Annotated in this window: 14 protein-coding genes and 3 tRNA genes; 15 read left to right on the top strand and 2 right to left on the bottom strand. The window is 43.0% G+C overall.

Annotation, left to right across the window (positions count from 1 at the left end):
• Positions 1-597 precede the first annotated feature (597 nt).
• The 8 genes from M886_RS00670 to cobT all read left to right on the top strand — a co-directional run bounded on the left by M886_RS00670 (position 598) and on the right by cobT (position 11,299).
• Positions 598-2,613 carry a sodium-translocating pyrophosphatase gene (locus tag M886_RS00670; protein ID WP_048050473.1) on the top strand — a complete coding sequence of 672 codons (2,016 nt, stop codon included), beginning with the start codon at positions 598-600 and terminating at the stop codon, positions 2,611-2,613.
• 926 nt (positions 2,614-3,539) lie between these two features.
• Positions 3,540-4,673, top strand: coding sequence for an MFS transporter (locus M886_RS00680; RefSeq protein WP_048050475.1), 1,134 nt, complete (start codon positions 3,540-3,542; stop codon positions 4,671-4,673).
• Positions 4,674-4,792: 119 nt separating this feature from the next.
• The gene (locus M886_RS00685) at positions 4,793-5,953 is read left to right on the top strand and encodes an MFS transporter (protein ID WP_048039744.1); all 1,161 of its coding nucleotides are present in this window, start codon (positions 4,793-4,795) and stop codon (positions 5,951-5,953) included.
• A 152-nt stretch (positions 5,954-6,105) separates the two neighbouring features.
• Entirely contained in the window at positions 6,106-6,591 is a 486-nt protein-coding gene (locus M886_RS00690) for an RNA-binding protein (protein ID WP_048039742.1), read from the top strand.
• A gap of 174 nt (positions 6,592-6,765) precedes the next feature.
• Positions 6,766-7,146, top strand: coding sequence for a cell division protein SepF (locus M886_RS00695; protein ID WP_048039740.1), 381 nt, complete (start codon positions 6,766-6,768; stop codon positions 7,144-7,146).
• Complete coding sequence (locus tag M886_RS00700) at positions 7,143-7,787, top strand: ZPR1 zinc finger domain-containing protein (RefSeq protein ID WP_011032657.1); 645 nt, start codon at positions 7,143-7,145, stop codon at positions 7,785-7,787. Before M886_RS00695 ends, M886_RS00700 begins: the two co-directional genes overlap by 4 nt.
• A 451-nt stretch (positions 7,788-8,238) precedes the next feature.
• On the top strand, positions 8,239-9,681 hold the full coding sequence (proS, locus tag M886_RS00705; RefSeq protein ID WP_048039737.1) for a proline--tRNA ligase: 1,443 nt from the start codon (positions 8,239-8,241) through the stop codon (positions 9,679-9,681).
• Between the two features lie 568 nt (positions 9,682-10,249).
• A complete protein-coding gene (gene cobT, locus M886_RS00710) occupies positions 10,250-11,299 on the top strand; it encodes a nicotinate mononucleotide-dependent phosphoribosyltransferase CobT (protein ID WP_048037601.1) in 1,050 nt (349 codons plus the stop codon).
• A 217-nt stretch (positions 11,300-11,516) separates the two neighbouring features.
• Here the strand turns inward: cobT and M886_RS00715 are convergent, their stop codons facing one another.
• Positions 11,517-11,753 (bottom strand): hypothetical protein, encoded by a 237-nt coding sequence (locus tag M886_RS00715; RefSeq protein WP_048039732.1) that lies wholly within the window; start codon positions 11,751-11,753, stop codon positions 11,517-11,519.
• A gap of 1,036 nt (positions 11,754-12,789) precedes the next feature.
• Between M886_RS00715 and M886_RS00725 the strand changes: the two genes are divergently transcribed.
• The 7 genes from M886_RS00725 (at position 12,790) to M886_RS00755 (ending at position 17,986) form a co-directional block, all read left to right on the top strand.
• A tRNA-Asn gene (locus M886_RS00725) sits at positions 12,790-12,862 on the top strand.
• A gap of 106 nt (positions 12,863-12,968) precedes the next feature.
• Positions 12,969-13,043, top strand: a tRNA-Ile gene (locus M886_RS00730).
• 88 nt (positions 13,044-13,131) lie between these two features.
• A tRNA-Asn gene (locus M886_RS00735) sits at positions 13,132-13,204 on the top strand.
• Positions 13,205-13,672: 468 nt separating this feature from the next.
• Positions 13,673-14,596: an aldolase gene (locus M886_RS00740; protein ID WP_084685024.1), complete on the top strand. Its 924-nt coding sequence runs from the start codon at positions 13,673-13,675 to the stop codon at positions 14,594-14,596.
• Between the two features lie 104 nt (positions 14,597-14,700).
• The gene (gene pyk / locus M886_RS00745) at positions 14,701-16,134 is read left to right on the top strand and encodes a pyruvate kinase (protein WP_048037026.1); all 1,434 of its coding nucleotides are present in this window, start codon (positions 14,701-14,703) and stop codon (positions 16,132-16,134) included.
• A 209-nt stretch (positions 16,135-16,343) separates the two neighbouring features.
• A complete protein-coding gene (locus M886_RS00750) occupies positions 16,344-17,261 on the top strand; it encodes a hypothetical protein (RefSeq protein WP_048037034.1) in 918 nt (305 codons plus the stop codon).
• 392 nt (positions 17,262-17,653) lie between these two features.
• Positions 17,654-17,986: a tetratricopeptide repeat protein gene (locus M886_RS00755; protein WP_155395174.1), complete on the top strand. Its 333-nt coding sequence runs from the start codon at positions 17,654-17,656 to the stop codon at positions 17,984-17,986.
• Positions 17,987-18,191: 205 nt separating this feature from the next.
• On the opposite strand, the gene M886_RS00760 is transcribed toward M886_RS00755, so the two are convergent.
• A complete protein-coding gene (locus tag M886_RS00760) occupies positions 18,192-19,382 on the bottom strand; it encodes a geranylgeranyl reductase family protein (RefSeq protein ID WP_048050477.1) in 1,191 nt (396 codons plus the stop codon).
• Positions 19,383-19,454: the final 72 nt, after the last annotated feature.

Here is a 19,454-nt window from a genome sequence, read left to right on the forward strand (position 1 = left end):
TTCCTGTCCCTCAATTTTCAGACCAACAAACCATGATTCTACAGGCAGTTATAGGCACACGGCAACTTATTACCTTATTAATAGGATAAATAGATATCCGAAGAATAGGAGAAAAGAGAAATTTCTATTTTTACCCCCGACTTCTGAAGTATCGGTTTACGGAACAACACTCCCCAATAAAAGAATTGAAAAAATACCAAGAGTGAAAATAAAGAACAGGAAAAATTTTCGGTTACGAGAAAAATTATCGAATAAGGAACGAAAAAGATTAGCAAATAAGGAGTGAAAAAAAATTAGCAAATACGCAGTTAATTGTGTAAAAAAGTTAATAAAGATTTTTTGACATAATAGCATAAAATTATAGATAAAAGCACATACTTACACGCTTTCTAAAAATAAAGTATTGTAACTTAAAAACAATTCTTCAGAACAATTTAAATTGAGATGTAAAAATCATTATAAATTTAAGATAAATATAATTGCGGATTCAATACTGTAGATAACCAAGGAGAATTACAGCTAAAGGACAGAAGTACTGGAAAGGACCACAAAACATGGGAATTTGAAGGAGTACAAATACCAGAGGATAGGAAATTTATGGAAAGGTTAATATTCACTGCTCCTCTGGCAGGCTTAATAAGTCTGACCTTTGCCGCTTTTTTTGCAAAAAGCATCCTGAAAGAAGATGCCGGCAATAAGAGGATGAAAGAAATTGCCGAAGCAATTAAGGAAGGATCCACAGCTTACATGAAGCGCCAGTACAGAACGATTGCAGTGGTTTCTGTTATTATTTCGTTATTGATCCTATTTTTGCTTGACGAGGGGTTGAAAATGGCCGCTGGTTTTCTGGCAGGTGCCATAAGTTCTGCTGCCGCGGGATATATAGGAATGAGCATCTCAGTCAGGGCAAATGTCCGGACTGCCAGTGCTGCATCAGGAGGGGCCGGGAAAGCGCTGAAAATAGCATTCCGCGGAGGGGCTGTAACAGGACTTGCAGTTATAGGGCTTGCACTTCTAGGAACAAGCAGTCTTTATATCCTCTATGGAGATGCTGACCTGGTTGTCGGTTTTGGTTTCGGAGCCAGCCTTATAAGCCTTTTTGCCCGTGCAGGCGGCGGAATATTCACCAAAGCTGCTGATGTCGGAGCTGACCTTGTAGGTAAGGTTGAAGCCGGGATCCCTGAAGATGACCCCAGGAACCCTGCCGTGATTGCAGATAACGTAGGAGACAATGTAGGAGACTGTGCAGGTATGGGAGCAGACCTTTTTGAAACATATGTGGTAACTTCACTTGCTGCCATGCTCCTCGGTTCTCTTATTATTGGCACTTACAAAAACGCCGTACTCTACCCTCTGATGCTCGGGTCTGCCGCAATCTTTGCATCCATTATATCCATATTTTTTGTGAAGGTAGAAAAAGAAGGCAAAGTCATGAGTGCTCTCTACAGAGGCGTTGGTGGCTCTGCGGTTCTCAGTTTGATTGCTTTTTATTATATAACAGGTTTCCTGATGGGAGATATCAGATTTTTCTATGTGACGGTCGCAGGCGTTGTAATTACAGTGCTCATGGTAATAGTAACCGAATATTACACTTCTAAAAGCTGCAGACCGGTAAAGACAATAGCAGCCTCTTCGGAAACAGGGGCTGCAACCAATATAATTTCAGGGCTGTCAGCAGGATTTGAAAGCACACTGATACCTGCTGTAGTGATTGCTGCAGGCATCCTGGTTTCGTACTTTGTAGTAGGAGGATCTGCAGACCCCGGAACAGGGCTTTACGGAATCGCTATTGCATCCGTTGCAATGCTCTCAACCGCAGGCATGATAGTTGCTCTGGACTCCTACGGACCCATTACGGACAATGCAGGCGGAATTGCACAGATGGCAAACCTTCCGACTCAGGTCAGAAAAGTTACGGACGAGCTAGATTCCGTGGGAAATACAACCAAAGCTATTACCAAAGGATACGCCATAGGCTCGACAGCTCTGGGCGCACTTGCCCTGTTTGCGGACTACAGAAACAAAGTAAGCCTTGAGAGCCAGTCTATCAGCCTCGACAGCCCTGTGGTGCTCTCAGGCATTCTTCTCGGAGCCGTACTTCCTTTTTTATTCAGCGCTGTCATGATGAGTGCGGTGGGAAAAGCCGCCTTTGAAGTAGTAAATGAAGTCCGCAGGCAGTTCAGGGAAATCCCCGGGATTATGGAAGGTACCGCAAAGCCGGAATACGGGCGCTGCGTTGACATCGTAACAAAAGCAGCCCTTCACGATATGGTCATGCCGGGCTTTCTTGCTGTTATCATCCCCCTACTTACAGGATTTTTCCTGGGTCCTGAAGCACTGGCAGGGCTTCTTACAGGGCTGATTGTAGTGGGGTTCATGCTTGCCCTCATGATGAACAACGGGGGAGGAGCCTGGGATAATGCAAAAAAACTGATTGAAGATGGATATCACGGTGGAAAAGGTTCGGAAGCGCACAGAGCTGCAGTTGTTGGGGATACCGTAGGAGACCCTTTCAAAGATACTGCGGGACCTGCTCTCAATTCCCTGATAAAGGTTGTTAACATGGTGGCAATTCTTTTCTCACCGCTTATAATAGGCGGCGGCCTTTTATAAGAAGAACGTCGAGGCTTCCCAATTCTATCAAATCCTGATTCTCATAACCTTCTATTCAGAAGAATCATTTAATTTTATGAAGTAAAAAAGGAGATAATAAAATTTTGATTAGCATTTCTGTAAAAATTAGCTGGCTTTTTAGTCCTGTACCAGCATAATGCACTTTTTTTTATAGCTATTAAAAATCTTCAAAAGGAATTGAGATTAGTAAATAATTTATTAAAAATGTTCAAAATAGAAAAAGAGAGAGTTTAAGGATTTAATAGCATATATAGAGATAATAAAGAACCTGGAATTAACATGACAATCAGATAAAAATAGAAAAGATAATAAAGGATCAATTTCATTATTTTTAAATAGATAAAACAGATTTTGATAAAAATATTATATAAGTTTATAGCAGACAGAAACTACCCCGGAAAAAAGCAATTTGTAGAGGTGAAATTGTCAGATAAGGAGTTTCATTATAACCTTTTGCATCAAACAGAAAAAAGCAGGCTTTTGACCGGTGAACACAAGAGATTTATCGATTGGCTCTGTAAAAAGACCCGCTGAAGCAATAAAACCGTAACAAGCCCCATCAAAAAGTGAATAAAAAATAAAGGATAATTAGAAGTAGTGTGAGCGGGTTGGGGAGTGGGGGGTCATATGGGGAGTGGGGGGTATGGTATGTGAAAAAAGTTTCCCGCTCACATTACTCACATTACCCCTATTCAAATTAATTATATAAATAGCTATGCATTTCGTACCAGTCTAATATATTATAAGAAATATCATGCCATAACATTAGTAACAAATTCAGATTCCACATATAGATTTTTTATATGTCTAAAAGAAAAAATCTCAGGCATTCAAAAAGGAAATAACAGGCTCTGGAAAAAGATCTACGATAAGAAACTTATACGAGATTGCGAGTTTTTAGTTTTATGCACCCTGACAGGCGATTGATTTATGTTGCAGTTTTTGCAATCATGGGTCTTTCCAATGCCGTAATCCCTATTCTTCCGGAACTTGCAGCCCGCTACCACAGTATGTACGGGGAGTTTGCATCAAGCCTGCTTTTTTCAGGGTACTTTCTGGGAGCCCTGGCAACAATGCTCCCTTTCGGCATCCTCTCTGACAGGTTCGGAAACCTGATGCTCATAGGGCTTGGTATCGCCCTTACAGTTGTTTCAGGAGTTTTTATATTTTTATCCGAAAACCTGTGGATTCTTATTTTTTTCAGGTTTGTTGAAGGTGCTGCCTGTGGAGCTTTTTTCCCTGCAGCATTTTCTTCACTCTCAAAGTGCAAAGACCCCGGACGCTGTATGGGAGAATTCACCTTTCTTTTCAATGCAGGTCTGGCTGCGGGAGCTCTGTTCTCAGGCCTGCTTGCAGACATTTTCCTGAAAAGCGCTGTCCTCATATTCACTTTGTTTGCCCTGCTTTCGGGAATTCCCCTCCTTTACAGGCTCGATGAACTATTTAACCCGAAAAAAACAGGAACGGACCCAAAATCACTGGCAGGCCAGGATTCTCTAAAATCCCATTTCAAGCATTCTTTCATAAAAGTTACAGGGCTCATTTCCCGCCGTAACTCAGGGATCTGGCTGGGTTCATTCCTGCTTAACGGAGCAGTTGGAGTTCTCATAGCTTACTATCCCGACTACAGCCTTGAAATTCTGTCAAAAGCCCGGCTCGGAGGCGCAATTGCAAGCCTCTACATCTGCGCTATGGTCACTTCCCTTCTGGCAGGACGTTTTAAAGTAAAGGAAAAAACAATAATCCGCATAGGCCTGGCTTTTTCTGCCCTTGGGGCTTTTTTTGCGATCAAATATCCATTTTTTGGATTCTCAAGCCTTGGAGGCGGGTCAGGGGTTGCAATGGTAGGTTTTGCCCTGGCTGTAGCAAGAATGAATGCGGACAGAGGGCTTGCAATGGGATTATTTAATACAACTATATATGCAGGGCTTTCCTTACTTCCAATTGTTGCAGGGTTCCTGACAGAGACCCTGAGTTTGAAAGAATTATTTCTGGTAAACGGCTGTATTCTTACAGTGGCTCTTCTGTTGAAAAAATGAAAAGAGATCCTGCATTCTTATATGCATCAGAGCGCTTCCAGGGCATCCCCGGTATTATCATTTTCCTGAAGGCAATTACAGAAATTAATTACTGATCAAATGCGAATAACAGAAAAACCATGAACTCGAAAAAACTCTTACTTTACTCTTCAGTCTTTGCAATCCAGGGCCTCTCTAACGCGGTAATTCCTATCCTTCCCGAACTTGCAGGAGAAGGCAGCACGAGCCCTGCGGTTTCAAGTTTAATTTATTCCGGATATTTTATAGGAGCCCTTCTCACCCTTCTCCCTTTTGGAATACTTGCAGACAGAATAGGAAACCTTAAAGTGGTGAGCCTGGGAATCACACTCACCCTCATTTCCGGGATTTTTATTTCGATCTCCGACAACCTCTGGGTCCTTGGCATTTCACGCTTCGTGGAGGGTCTGGGCTGCGGGGCTTTTTTCCCTGCTGCTTATTCCATGATTGCAGACTGGAAAGACAGCCATCAGAGTCTGGGAGAATTCAATTTCCTGTTAAATTCAGGACTGGCTGCAGGAGTATTTTTCTCAGGGATGCTTGCAGAACTGGAGATCAAGATTGCAATAAACATCTTCACCCTTCTTGCCTTCCTGTCTTTCATCTTCCTCCTTCGCGAAACCCGGGGGCAGACCCCGGACAACTCCGGCAGAAAAAAGGACGAATATGGGACTTCAAAAAGAGTTAAAACCCCGGGAGAGCCGTATGAAAGCCGGACGGGCTTCAAACCCGGCATGTATCTGGAAAAAACCAGGGAGACTTTTTTTGAAAACGGATTCTGGAAACTCTGGGGAATTTCAGTCGTCCTTTACGGAGCCACAGGAGTGCTGAATTCAAACTATGCAGACTATAGTGCCGGCTTCCTGACAAAACCGGAACTTGGATTTGCAATTTCAGCATCATATCTGGCTGCAATGTTGAGTTCACTTGCTGCAGGAAGAACAAAGGCAAAGAATAAAAGTATAATAAGAGCAGGAATAGTCCTTGCAGCAGCAGGGATCCTGTTTTCTCTAAAAGTGCCTTTACTGGCATTCTTCCTTATTGGTGCAGGAGGAGGGGCAGCAGTCCTTGGGCTTGTTGCTGCAGTCTCCAGAGTGAGCTCGAGCGGGATCGCGATGGGATTATTCAATACAGGAATTTATGCAGGTCTCGGGCTTATTCCAGTATTTGGAAGTTTGTTTATAGGACCCTTAGGCTATGAAAGCGTGTTTCTTGGAAGTGGCCTGGTGCTTCTCACGATGCTTTTTGTTAAATTTGAATAAAACATTTATAAACAAAATCCGGAAATAATTAATAAAAATGTACAGGAAATTGAGCACCTGAGTCCGATAATATCTGAGTTTCCACATAAGCTTTAAAAGGCTCAGGACCCTATCCTATGAATAAGCTCAACCTTTTGAAATCGGGTGATTGATTGAAAATAAAGTCAAGAGTTCAGCTGAGGAAAAATATAAAGAACAAGATGCTAAAAGACCTTGAGTCCGCCTTCGGTAAAGAAATGGAAGACCTGGAAAACAAAACACTTGAAAAGGTTACCCTTGATGAATATTCCCTTATTCTTGTTGAAGGCAGGCCTCTTCTGTTTGAAATAGAGGGGCGTCTTTTTCCCACAGTCCGCGGAGCTCTTGAGATGGGGCTGCAGAAACGCCTTGTTATTGTGGATAAAGGAGCAATTCGCTTTGTATCAAACGGGGCAGACATCATGGCTCCGGGGATCGTGGAAGCTGATCCCGATATAAAAGAAGGGGATTTTGTAATTGTAGTGGAAGAAACCCATAGAAAACCTCTTGCCATAGGAAAAGCCCTTATGGAAGGGCAGCAGATGGTTGATTCAGAATCGGGGAAAGCCATAAAGTCAATAAGCCATGTAGGTGACAAAATCTGGAGTTTTGAGTTCTGAGAGTGCCAGAAAAAAGCATTCCCCCTGGAAAAAATCCTTCTTCATAAAACTGAAAGAATCTCCGAATACAGGTCGGGAACCAGTGTAGCTTTATAATAGCAAAATTAATTAATATAGATCCCAATATAGGACAGATACTATCTAAATTTAAAAAAATACAAAAGGCGTGCATAGATGGCAAAACTTATAGACAAAATCCTTGGCGGCAATGTAAAGAGTTCGACCAGTGCCGAAGACTATACTGAAATCGATCTCAGCAAATATGAAGAGGTTCTGGAGGAAGAACCGGCAGAAACTTACGTAAAAATTGCAGAAATCTCAAGCATTAACCAGGTATCTGCACTTAAGCAGGAAATTTATAATGGTAATATTCTCATGGTTGACATCTCAAACATCAGAGGCGATGACCTGTTAAGGGACAGGGTTTTAAAGGAGCTTAAAGACGTTGTTGTTGATGTCCACGGAGATATCGCAGGTGTTAAAGGAAACACCGTAATCGTAACTCCTACCGGCATTAAAATCGACAGATCAAAGATCATTGGTGGAAAATATTGAGTCATAAATGTTTTAAGGATGAAAGCTTTGAGACCAGGATCTCCTGCCCCCTGTGTCAGAAAGAGCTTATAATGACATGGCAGAGAGATAATATTCCGTATTTCGGGGAGATCATGTACGTAAGTGCAAAATGCCCCTGCAGTTTTCGCTTTGCAGACACTATGATCCTCTCCAGCAAAGAGCCCATGCGTTATGAGCTGTCAGTTGAGAGCCCTGAAGACCTCGATGCAAGAGTCATCCGTTCAACCTCAGGAACGATCCGAATTCCTGAGATGGGAATAGTTGTCGAGCCAGGCACGGTTTCTGATTCTTATATAACGAATATTGAGGGTGTGCTTCAGAGGGTTCAGAACGTCCTTATGACAGCAAGCAGATGGGTACGGGAAGATGAAGAGAAATTTGCCCGAAGCCAGGAACTCCTGTGCATGCTCAATGAAGTGATTGAAGGCAGGAGGGCAATCACGGTCATCATTGAAGACCCTCTCGGGAACAGCGCAATAATTTCTAAAAAGGCTGTAGCTTCCAAACTCTCAAAAGAAGAAGCAGAGAAGCTGAATACCGGCATGATAGTTTTCGATGTTGACAAATCCGAACTTGCGCATGATATTTCGGACAATGTCAAGCCCCTCGGAGGAGATTAATTCTTTTTTCCGAATTTTTAACAGCCCGGCCAAGATTCAGGGGGCGAAATCCCCCATTATAGTTATTTACTTTTGCCTCATAAATGCAAGCATGCCAGGGGCTGTACAGGTTTCCTGTTGAAACCGGGCGCTGCGAGTACATCAGATGTGTAAAACCCTGAAACCCTTCAAAAGGATTTCAGGTTCAGGCAACTGATTGAAAGGGAAGTGCCGGATTTCGGGGAATTAATAGTACAACCGCCTGCAAAATCTGCAGTCTCCAACCCAGATATATTAAATAATAAAATGCGATTATATTCACCAGCGCCTCATTATAAGACGTCTCATTATAGGATAATAGACAGCGGCAGCATACTTGATTAAAGCACTTCATGGTAGAATATTTGGTTAAAGCATTTCATATTCGATTTATCATAAGAACTAACTGAAATCACAATAATATGGTGAAGGTATGGCAGAAAGCGAAAAAGAAGCAGCACTTCCTCCAAAAGAGACATTCAGCGACTGGTACAATGAACTCCTGTGGATGGCAGAAATAATGGACGTCCGCTATCCTGTAAAAGGGCTTTACGTATGGTACCCGTTCGGCTTTGCCATCAGGAGGAATACCTACGGTATCATAAGGGAAATCCTTGACAACAGTGGACATCAGGAAACACTTTTTCCTCTACTTATTCCCGAAAACGAGTTCATGAAGGAAGCCGAGCACATCAAAGGCTTTGAGAACGAAGTTTACTGGGTCACACATGGAGGAAAAGACCCTCTTGACATACCACTGGCTCTCCGCCCAACAAGTGAGACTGCCATATATCCGATGTATAAAAAATGGGTCAGGTCGCACGCTGACTTCCCGCTGAAGCTATATCAGATAGTTAACACCTTCCGCTATGAGACGAAGCATACCCGGCCTCTTATCAGGCTCAGGGAGATCACTTCCTTCAAAGAAGCCCACACCGTACATGCCACCTGGGAAGATGCAGAATCTCAGGTAAAGGAAGCTATCAGGCTTTACACTGAGATATACCGCAGGCTGGCAGTCCCTGTGCTGCGTTCAAGGAGACCTGACTGGGACAAGTTCCCCGGAGCGGACTATACCGATGCTCTTGATGCTGTTATGCCTGACGGGAAGACCCTTCAGATAGGGACTGTCCACCACCTGGGCGACAACTTTGCAAAGACCTTTGATATAAAATACGAGGCTCCTGACGGCGAACAACGCTATGCCCACCAGACCTGTTACGGGATTTCAGAGAGGTCTATTGCAGCCACAATCTCCATTCATGGAGACGACAAGGGGCTCGTCCTTCCCCCGGAAATAGCACCTGTCCAGGTAGTCATTATCCCCATCATCTTCAAGAAAGGAGCAGAAGAGGTTCTCACAGCCTGCAAAGATGTCCAGGAACGCCTGAAGAAAGCAGGAATTAGAGTAGAGATCGATGCAAGTGACCTGCGCCCGGGAGCAAAATATTACAAATGGGAAATGAAAGGAGTCCCTCTCAGGCTTGAAATTGGACCTCGCGACCTGCAAAATAATGTTGCGGTTGCAGTCAGGAGAGACACAGGAGAAAAAGACCAGATAACTCTACCCGAGATAGAAGCCGGGGTTCGCCTGAAGTTTGAAGCAATCCAGAAAAGCCTTTACGAGAAAGCCGGGTCTGAACTTGAAAGCCGCATATTTGACTGTGTCGATCTTGACGAGGTAAAGGAAAAGATCCAGGAAGGAGTTGCAACAATCCCCTGGTGCGGCAAGAGGGAATGCGGGCTTGCAATGGAAGACCGTATAGGAGCAGGAATCCTGGGAATTCCCCTGACCCCGAGAAGCAAAGGAAAAGAAAAATGCCCTGCCTGCGGAGAGGAAACCGAAACTCGCGTTTACGTTGCAAGGACTTATTAAGACCTGTAAAAGCTCTTCTAAGACACGGGACAAAATCTGAAAAGTCCAGATCTGAAGTCTGGAAAGTCTAAGATCTGTATCCAGAAAACATCTTCCGGGTGTTTTCTGCTTTTTTTATTTCCGTTTTCATTCTGTCAGGATCTACCTGAACCTGCGGATTGGGGCAGATTGGAGAATAAAAGTAGGAATTTTTTGTGTTCTTATGACTATTTTCAATGTCTTATATATTCATTAGAAACATTTTACACATTTAGTCAATTGATCTTTAGTACAAACTGCGCAAATGCAAATCTTCTGAGCACGGAAATGAGGCAAAATAAAGTAAAATTAAGTTGAATATAATTAAAATATAATTGATCGCAGATAAATATTAAATACTAAGTAGAAGAATTCTTCAGTAGACTCCGGGAAAATATACACTAATTTACCTTGATGTTTCGTATTTACCTTGATGCTTCGTATTTGCCTTGATGTTTCGTATTAAATCTGAGGGCTGTATAGAATCCCGGAAAAAATGTATCGAAAATTTCTAAAAACTTATCTTCAAAATTTCATAGAGGAGATATGAATGGCCTGGATAGAACCGGAAGTAACAGAAAAACCCAAAAAACCGATGTTTTTGTGCGTACTTTCCAGCACAAAGACAGCACATATTCCAAAACTCTCGGCAGCAGGAAAAACAGCTGAACTTACAGACTACACGCCTGCAGGGGATGCGGAACTTATGGAAACAGGAAACATTATCAGTGTACCGGTGCTTCCCATGACTCCTCCTTATGACACGCCTACCCCTGCAATTATGACCCGTTCGGCGCTGAAGCTTACGGACGCTCCCTACCATTTTATAAATTCGGGCTTGATAGTGACTCCGGATGTCCCGTGCATCGACCTGAAAGCAAAGCCCGGAGAAGACATAAGAGAGCCTGTTGCAGTAATGGATGTGCAGGGCATATACGAAAGGGCGAAGCTCCTTGCAAAGCGGCTCAAAAATCAGGCAGACCATGTGGTGATCGGGGAAAGCATTCCCGGAGGTACAACAACGGCAATGGGAGTTTTAATGGCGCTCGGATATAATGGGAATGTCAGCAGCAGCGCAGATGAAAACCCTCTTGAGCTTAAAAAACAGGTTGTTGAAGAGGGGATGAAAGCTTCAGGCCTTACATTTGGCTGCCTTAAAGACGACCCCATGAAAGCTATTGCCTGCATGGGAGACCCCATGATGCCTGCGGTTGCAGGGCTTGTTGCGGGATTTCAGGACACAGATATCAGCGTTGTCCTTGCCGGCGGAACTCAGATGGCAGCTGTTTACGCCCTCATCAAACATCTGGGCTTAAATACGGAAAAAATTGCAATTGCAACTACCCGCTATGTTGTGGAAGATAAATCCGCAAATTTCATTCAGCTGACCACAAATCTTGGCGTGCCTGTAGTTTATGTTGCAGACCCCGGATTTGGCAAGTCAAGCATGAAAGGGCTTCACAGGTATGAGACCGGCACTATAAAAGAAGGTGCTGGTGCAGGCGGAGCCATGTACCTTGCAGGGCTTTTCGGTATTACTCAGGACCAGTTCAGGACAGAAGTGGAAAATGTCTGCAAACTGCTCAAAGCGGGGCATTGAAGAAAAAACTGCTTAAAAAGTAAATTTTACAAAATTTATATTTTTTTATATAGAAGCCAGTTGAATTTTTTTGCTTATATACAGGAAATCATAGATAAAAGAATAAAAACAAAAAAATTCAGGGTTAAAAAAGAGAAAATCAGGAGCCTTTTCAGGCTCAGTTTAAAAAAAGTAATTTTTTTCAGATTCTTGGATTCTAATTAATTTATTTTCCAGGTTAGGATTCTACTATAGCTTTCCGGGCATCTTCAGAAAGTTTAAGGCTAGCTGCAGAAGATACTCTGTGGGAAGGCAGTGGTTTCTGGACCTGGAGCATGTTAACTCCCCCAAAACATGCTTCCGAACTCACACGCCCACAATTCCGGCAGTAGTAGAAGACGTTAGAACCTATTACCTGGCGTTTTAGCCTGGACTCACATTCACTGCAAAATTTATGATTAACAGATATTTCCATTGGAACTCCTCATTCGTAAATCATAATTGAATCGAGCCTTGCAGTACCTATTTTTGTCCAGTACTTGCAAATACTGCAATACTGGGTCTTACCGTCAGCGCTCATTTTCAACTTGGCATGACATTTTGGACATATTTTTAGATGTTTCGTTAATAAACCCCCTTGAATTTTCATTTTTAGAGTTGTGGATCTGTAAGCCAGAAGTCCTCGAATACAGCAGGATTCTCCTGTAACATGCCCTGACGACCTAATATAGAATACCTGACTGTGCAGAGAACACCGATGGCATCAAACCCTTTAATAAACAATTTAAAAGCCTTTTTGGACTTTCATGCTTAAACGAATCGAATTCCCCCGGACAAAGCCTCAGATAAGGCATTTTAAGCTGATAGGTATATTGCTTAAAATTGGACATGTCCGCTCGCTGTACGAATTTTACATCAAATACCAAATATATTATTCTTGAAAGGATATAAGTTTTAGCCAGAAAATAGGCAGTTTTATAAGCAATTAGAAGGAAAAAGGATTCCATCAATTAAACCCCCATTATAAAAATAGCAGAAACAAATAGAAAAAAAGAGCCAGTGTAATAGCAGGGTTAGTTGAATAAGTATCAGACCAAATTTTAATCGAATAAAAAATGATAGTTGAATGGTATCAAATCCATTACCGGAAATACTAACCGCGTGATTATCTGCTGGCAGTTATCAGTTAGAGGAGATAAGGTAAAATCGGTTTTTAACCGGAGACCAGCCGCAGGGGATTGATAAGAAGCCGGAAAGCAGAACAAAAGTAATGGTTTGAGGGTTAAGAATTGTATATTAATGAGATTTAATGAAGTTGATCCGGAAGGGCAGGATATTGTGAATTAAAAAGTTGCTTTGGAGGGGATGATAAAGAAATATATTATAAAACCCTGTATTAAAGATACAAAGCTGCCCGTGGAAAGAGTTTCAAGCGAAATATATAAATACAATTGTCGCTTTAGGAATGTTCGCGACAGGGTAAGCAATAACTGATAAACCCTATCCTGCAAGCCGCTTTAACTCAGTTGGTAGAGTGTCTGGCTGTTAACCAGAATGTCGTAGGTTCGAGCCCTGCAAGCGGCGTAAATCTTTTGCACAGGTTACAGCGATTTTTTCCAGAAAATAAAACACTTGCAAAAAGTTTATTATTAAAGCGTACTTAAAACTATTGAACATCATATTACAAAGAGGGCCTGTAGCTCAGTCAGGTTAGAGCGCTCGGCTCATAACCGAGCGGTCACCGGTTCAAATCCGGTCAGGCCCATAAAACCCATAAAATTTATATCCCAGGAATCTCTTTTATGAGAAGGTTAAGGGTAAAAATCAAAATGGAATAACATTCCAATCATAAAGCCGCTTTAACTCAGTTGGTAGAGTGTCTGGCTGTTAACCAGAATGTCGTAGGTTCGAGCCCTGCAAGCGGCGTAAAATTCACTGCTTTTTTGTAAGAATTATTCGTTTGCCGGATATTCAGTTTTTGATTCATAATATGGCTTACTTTTTGATTTTCATTTCTTCAGCCATTAACTGTTTACTATTTTTGAGTTATATTCTGCTTGCTATTTTCGATTTATATTTCGTAGCTATTTTACACTCTCAATTGAACGAGGATTTAAATTTCCGAAACGCTTAATAATCGAGAATCGAATAGTTTTTTACTGGCAGCAAGGGTTCGGGAGATATCAGGAAGTTTTGAACAGGGGAAAACTCCTGAATTTATGTTCCATTTCGAACTGGAAGAATTAATAAATATAGTAGAGAAGAATAAAGTAAATAAATTACTTCCAATATTACTACCTACCTTCTAACTGAACCTACCTTCTAACTGAACCGTTCTGACACTACTACTTACATCCTATTGACTGCTATTTAATAAAACTGAGGTTTATGAACATGGCTCCAATTAAAAAAGAAGACGTAATCGTACCTTTAGATGTCCCGAAAGCAATGCGCGAAACTTACATAAAAAACTACATGGAAATAACAAAAGAGAGCGGAAGGCTGATGCTTTTTGCCGGGGACCAGAAAGTAGAACACCTGAACGATGACTTTTTTGGACCGGAAGTCCCTGAAGATGACGCTGACCCTGAACACCTTTTCAGGATTGCAGCTCAGTCAAAAATAGGGGTTTTCGCTACCCAGCTCGGGCTTATTGCCCGCTACGGCATGGACTATAAGGATATTCCCTATCTTGTAAAGGTAAACTCCAAGACACATCTTGTTGAAACCGCACAGGCGGACCCATTCAGCAACCTCTGGTATGACATTGACCAGGTAGCCGAGTTTAGAGAGAACAGCGGGCTTAACATCCATGGTGTCGGCTATACAATCTACCTTGGGAGCGAATTTGAAGCCGAGATGCTTGTTCAGGCTGCCCAGGTAGTTTATGATGCCCACCAGCACGGGATGCTGTCTGTACTCTGGATCTATCCGCGCGGAGCTGCCGTAAAAGATGAAAAGGACCCGCATCTGATTGCAGGAGCAACTGGAGTAGGAGCCTGCCTTGGGTCGGACTTTGTAAAGGTCAATTATCCCAAGAAGGAAGGAGAAAAGTCTGCCGAGATCTTCAAGGAAGCAGTCAAAGCAGCCGGGCGTACAAAAGTAGTTTGCGCCGGCGGCTCAAGCGATGAAGCAGAAGCTTTCCTCAAAAAACTCCATGACCAGATACACATCTCCGGAGCCCAGGGGAATGCAACCGGTAGAAATATCCACCAGAAGCCACTGGGTGAAGCTGTCCGCATGTGCAATGCTGTTTATGCCATAACTGTCGAAGATGCAAGCGTTGAAGATGCCCTCAGGATTTACAGTGGAGAATAAACTGTACCAGAAGGGCCTGGGCAGGATTTTTCTGAAAGCGCATGAAATAAATTCCAAATTTTTCAAAAAGGGATAAATCCAGAAAAATTTGAGGCTGTGTAACCATGGAAATCCCGGATCATAAAACAAAGATCGTCTGTACAATAGGACCTGCCTCTTCTTCTGAAGAGATGATAAGGAAGCTTATGCTTGCGGGCATGAACGTGGCAAGGATAAATTTTTCTCACGGAGACTTTGAGAGCCACTCAAGGGTTGTCCGAATTATCCGTAAGGTTGCAGATGAACTTGGCAGGACAATTGCAATCCTTGCAGACCTGCCTGGCCCGAAAATACGCATAGGCAAACTCGAAAAAGAGCCTGTTATGCTCCATAAAGGGAACCTGATAACCCTTACAATTGACGACACTCCGGGAAACGAAGAGAGAATCCCTGTCAGTTACAAACAGCTTCCGGAAAGCGTAACCCCTGGGAGCCTTATCTACCTCAGTGACGGGTTCATACAGCTCCTCTGCAAGGAGGTTACAGGAAAAGACGTTCTCTGTGAAGTCCTTATCGGAGGAGAGCTTTATTCGCACAAAGGGCTGAACCTTCCAGGGGCAAAGATCTTTCTTGACGCTGTGACTGAAAAAGATTTCAGGATCCTGGAATTTGCCCTTGAAGAGGACATTGACACTTTCAGCATCTCTTTTGTAGAAAATGCAGAAGATATCCGAAAAGTAAGAAATTTTGCCGCTTCCAGAGGAAAGCAGGTAAATATAGTATCAAAAATAGAACGCAGGCAGGCTGTAGAAAATATAAGAGAAATCCTTGACGAGACCGATGCCCTTATGGTTGCAAGGGGAGACCTGGGAGTTGAAATTCCTATCCAGGAAGTCCCTTCAGTCCAGAAAGAACTTATCCAGAGGGCAAAACTCCTTGGAATTCCTGTGATTACTGCAACCCATATGCTGGCTTCCATGACAGATAATATAAGACCCACGCGTGCCGAAGCCACGGATGTTGCAAACGCTATCCTTGACGGCACGGATGCTGTTATGCTCTCGGAAGAAACAGCAGTCGGAAACTACCCCGTGGAAGCTGTCGAGATGATGGCAAAGATTGCAAAGACCACTGAAAACTGGCGCTCCCGGACTAAATGGGGGCTTGACACAATGATCAAATCCATAACTGCCAGGGAGATGTCAGTGGATGAGGTAATCACCTTACAGGTTTATGAAGCCCTGCAGAAACTGCCTGTTGCAGCCGTACTTACCCCGACAAGGAGCGGAGCGACTCCCCGCAGGATTTCGCGCTTTAATCCTGACCCCTGGATTCTGGCTTTCAGCCGCGTTCCTAAGACCTGCAGGTTCCTTTCCCTGTCTTACGGGGTTTATCCTGTTGCCGTAAACGAATCTATTGAAAGCTGGGAAAAAGAGACAACGGAAAGAACAAAAGAATTGGGATTTGCGAAAAGTAAAGATCTCGTGATTTTTACCCAGGGCCCTGCTTCCGGAAAACCCGGAGGTACGAATATGCTCAAGATCCTGACCCTTGACTGAAAAGGGCAGAACATTCCAGAATTGAGATAAGGAGATAAAACCTCAATTATCTCAGAAAGACTTTTTTATCCCGAATTCTTTTTTTCAAAAGTTAGGGTAAAATTATTTTTATAATAGAATAGTAATATAAGTGCGAATACAATAGATTTAGATAACATGTGTGTTTTATACATTCAGAAGAATTTATCTTATGTTATGAGGTTTCATTTATGAAACGAAAGGATCCAGCAACAAAAAACCAGAAATATCTGGCTATCTTCCTGGCAGCAACAATGTTTCTTTCTGCCTTTATGATACTTTTCTCGGGAACTTCAAATAATAGTAATGAGGACGAAGCCCCCACTTCGGAAACCGGTGGCGAACTTATCACAGTTCCTTTCTCACAGGTTCCGGGCAAACATGTCCAGCACGATTTCAGTTCGATCGCTGACGGACTGGAAATGTCTCCTGAAGGAGTGACAAATGCAGTGTACGTGGACCTTCAAAAAACCGAAGGAACTCCACTTGAATCCGTTTTTGGAAACAGACAGACTATGAATGTTTCTTTCTCTTACGGTGCTGATGTGACGAAAAGATACGGTGCAAATTACGGAAATGAGAGCGGCTTTGAGCTGCACCAGATTCCTGAACAAAGGATCAGCATGCCTGTGGACACAAAGGCAATGCCGTATGAAGGATATCAGATCCTCGACCGTACAAACGGCACTTACAACATCTGGAACGTTGTTGGAAGCCCGGCAATAATAGGTCCTATTGATACTGTAGCTGGCGTTATAAATGTCATTGAAGGAAACGAAACATCAACTGCAGAATATGACCAGATTTTGAGCCAGGCAGACCTTGAAGGAAGCATCTACCAGGAAGTGGTCAAAAAGACAAACTCCTCAGATGCCCCTGCCGAACAGTATTACAGAGACCTCAAAAAACTGGATGACGGAAGTTACGTTCAGACCACAATCTATCTTAATCCGGAGCCGGTAGTGAACGAAAAAATCACGGCTTACCAGACGAACGCAAGCGAGCGTGGAGTGGCTTACAACGTAACTACCCTTGACAACATTACTAAACTGGTAATAAGTTCAGACTTTGAGAGCGTGTATAACGAAAGTGCCCTGCTTTCAATATAAGCAGGCAAACTTTCTTTTTTTAATTTATTTTTTTGATTATTTATTTACTTGTTTTTTATATAGTTAGTTAGTTAGTTATAGATATAAATTAAGAGGCAGTGTCGCGAATTTGCTGTAAATTTGAAGTTAAGTTTTTGTGTATTATCGGGAAATTGATCTTCTGATGTGGAATTTTCTACTCAATAACTTCTTGAGATTTGTGATTTTACAGAACTTATGTTACACTGTCAATTACGGGGTTTTATTCTGGAATTCTGTTTTCATCTCTCCGATATGTCTTCCGGTTTTTTATTCCATATCGCAATCTGAGTAGAAACTTTCTTTTCGGCCAGTGAGAGAAGCGGGCATCACTACTTATTTCTATAGACCCGGCGTATATTTAATGGGAAGTGATGTTATTGGCGTTTCTGGACAAACTGTTTAAAAAGAAGATAGAGGGAAAGACCGTAGAGGAATGGTACGGGCTTGCAACAGCAGAAACCGATCCTGAGAAAAAAATAGAGTATTTTGACAAGGTACTGGCATTAAAACCTGACTTTGCAGGAGCCTGGAACCTCAGAGGGCTTGAATTTGTGGTTCTCAAAAGGTATGAAGAAGCCATTACCTCGTTTAACAAAGCTCTTGAGATAAGACCAAATTATCTGGAAGCAAAGTACAATAAAGAGGATGCTGAAACTGAATTAAGGAAAATAAAGGCGGCAGAAAGTCCGGCTGAAGGCAGATAAAGCAGGACAAAAAATATATGCAAAAAGAAGAAAGGAACAAAAAGAGGAGAAGAAACGAAAATAAAAGAAAGAAACGATAAAAGAAGAAGAAAACGAAAATAAAATTAATAATGAATAAAACCAGTAATGAATAAAACCAGTGATGAATAAAAAAGTCAGGAAAACAGATTGAACAGGAGTATTTCCCGACTTCCAACCTGTAAATTTATTTTTTCCCGCGGCTGAGGGCTTGAAGCCCGAGCTTTACAGGTCCTGGGAGTTTTCCGCACTGCATGACCTTCATCTGCTCCGGGGAAATAAACCTGAAAGCCGCATTCATGAGGGCATCGGATTTCATTATGCCGTCCATTATCTGCCTTGCCTGTACCGAAGTTTCAAGCGCCTGCCCGAATTGAGCTCTCCATCGCCTGTCATACTCTTCAAGATCGCATTTCCCGGCTGCAAATTCGGCTGCAGTTTCCCCTGCAATTTTTCCAGCTATCATGGCAGGAGGAATTCCACCACCGTTCGTTGCGATGATATGCCCGGCTGCGTCCCCGACGACCAGGGAATCTGCTGTTGCGGTATTTGCAGGAGCTCCGTTAACAGGGATAATGCCTGCAATGACATTCATTATAACGGCGTTTTTCAGCTTTGGGCCTGCCACAGGGTGTTTCTTTATAAAACGGTGCAGGTACTCTTTTGCAGAAACCCCTTTCTCAGCCATGCAACTCCGGATTCCGATTCCTACATTTGCCCTGTCCTTTCCCTCAGGAAAAACCCATGCATACCCGCCGGGAACATAATCTTTTCCGAAATACATCTCTAGGGCATCCGGGTCAATATCAACGTTCCTGACCTGGTATTCAATACCGACAGAGGTCTCCTTTGCTTCTGGTTTCATAATAAGGCCCCTGGATTTTGCGACAAGGGAGTTGGGACCGTCAGCTCCGATGATCGCTTTTGCCCTGATCGTGTGTTTTCCGAAAAGCCCTGAAGTCTCAACAGTTGTGCCCTGTATTTTTGTAACTCGCGTTTTTACCATAAGTTCAGCACCTGCCTCTGCTGCCTGCCCGGCGAGGAACTGGTCATACCTGCGGCGGTCAAGGACCGTCCCCTTCACAGCAAATTCTTTTGCACTGCAGTTTGGAGGAATGATGCGCTGGGTCTTAATCGGCTGCAGCACACAGGAATCAGGATAGTTTTTCAGTGCCCCTGGCAGGTCAGCCTCAGGCAAAAGAGCCTTAACCTCCGAAGCATCCGGGAGAAAACCCGCACACTGGATAGGGCTTCCGATTTCCCTTTTTTTGTCAAGGAGAAGTACAGAGGCTCCTTTCTTTGCAGCATATAATGCGGCAGTGGAACCTGCAGGGCCTGCGCCCACCACCACGATGTCATAAGAGGTTTCCGGGATCATGAAAGGGTCTTCCTGTTGTTTATTTTGCCTCTGCAATTTACTTAAGAATTGTTTATTAAACCTTTCCTGAAA

Origin of the sequence: Methanosarcina soligelidi (assembly GCF_000744315.1) — an archaeon.
Taxonomy (GTDB): domain Archaea; phylum Halobacteriota; class Methanosarcinia; order Methanosarcinales; family Methanosarcinaceae; genus Methanosarcina; species Methanosarcina mazei.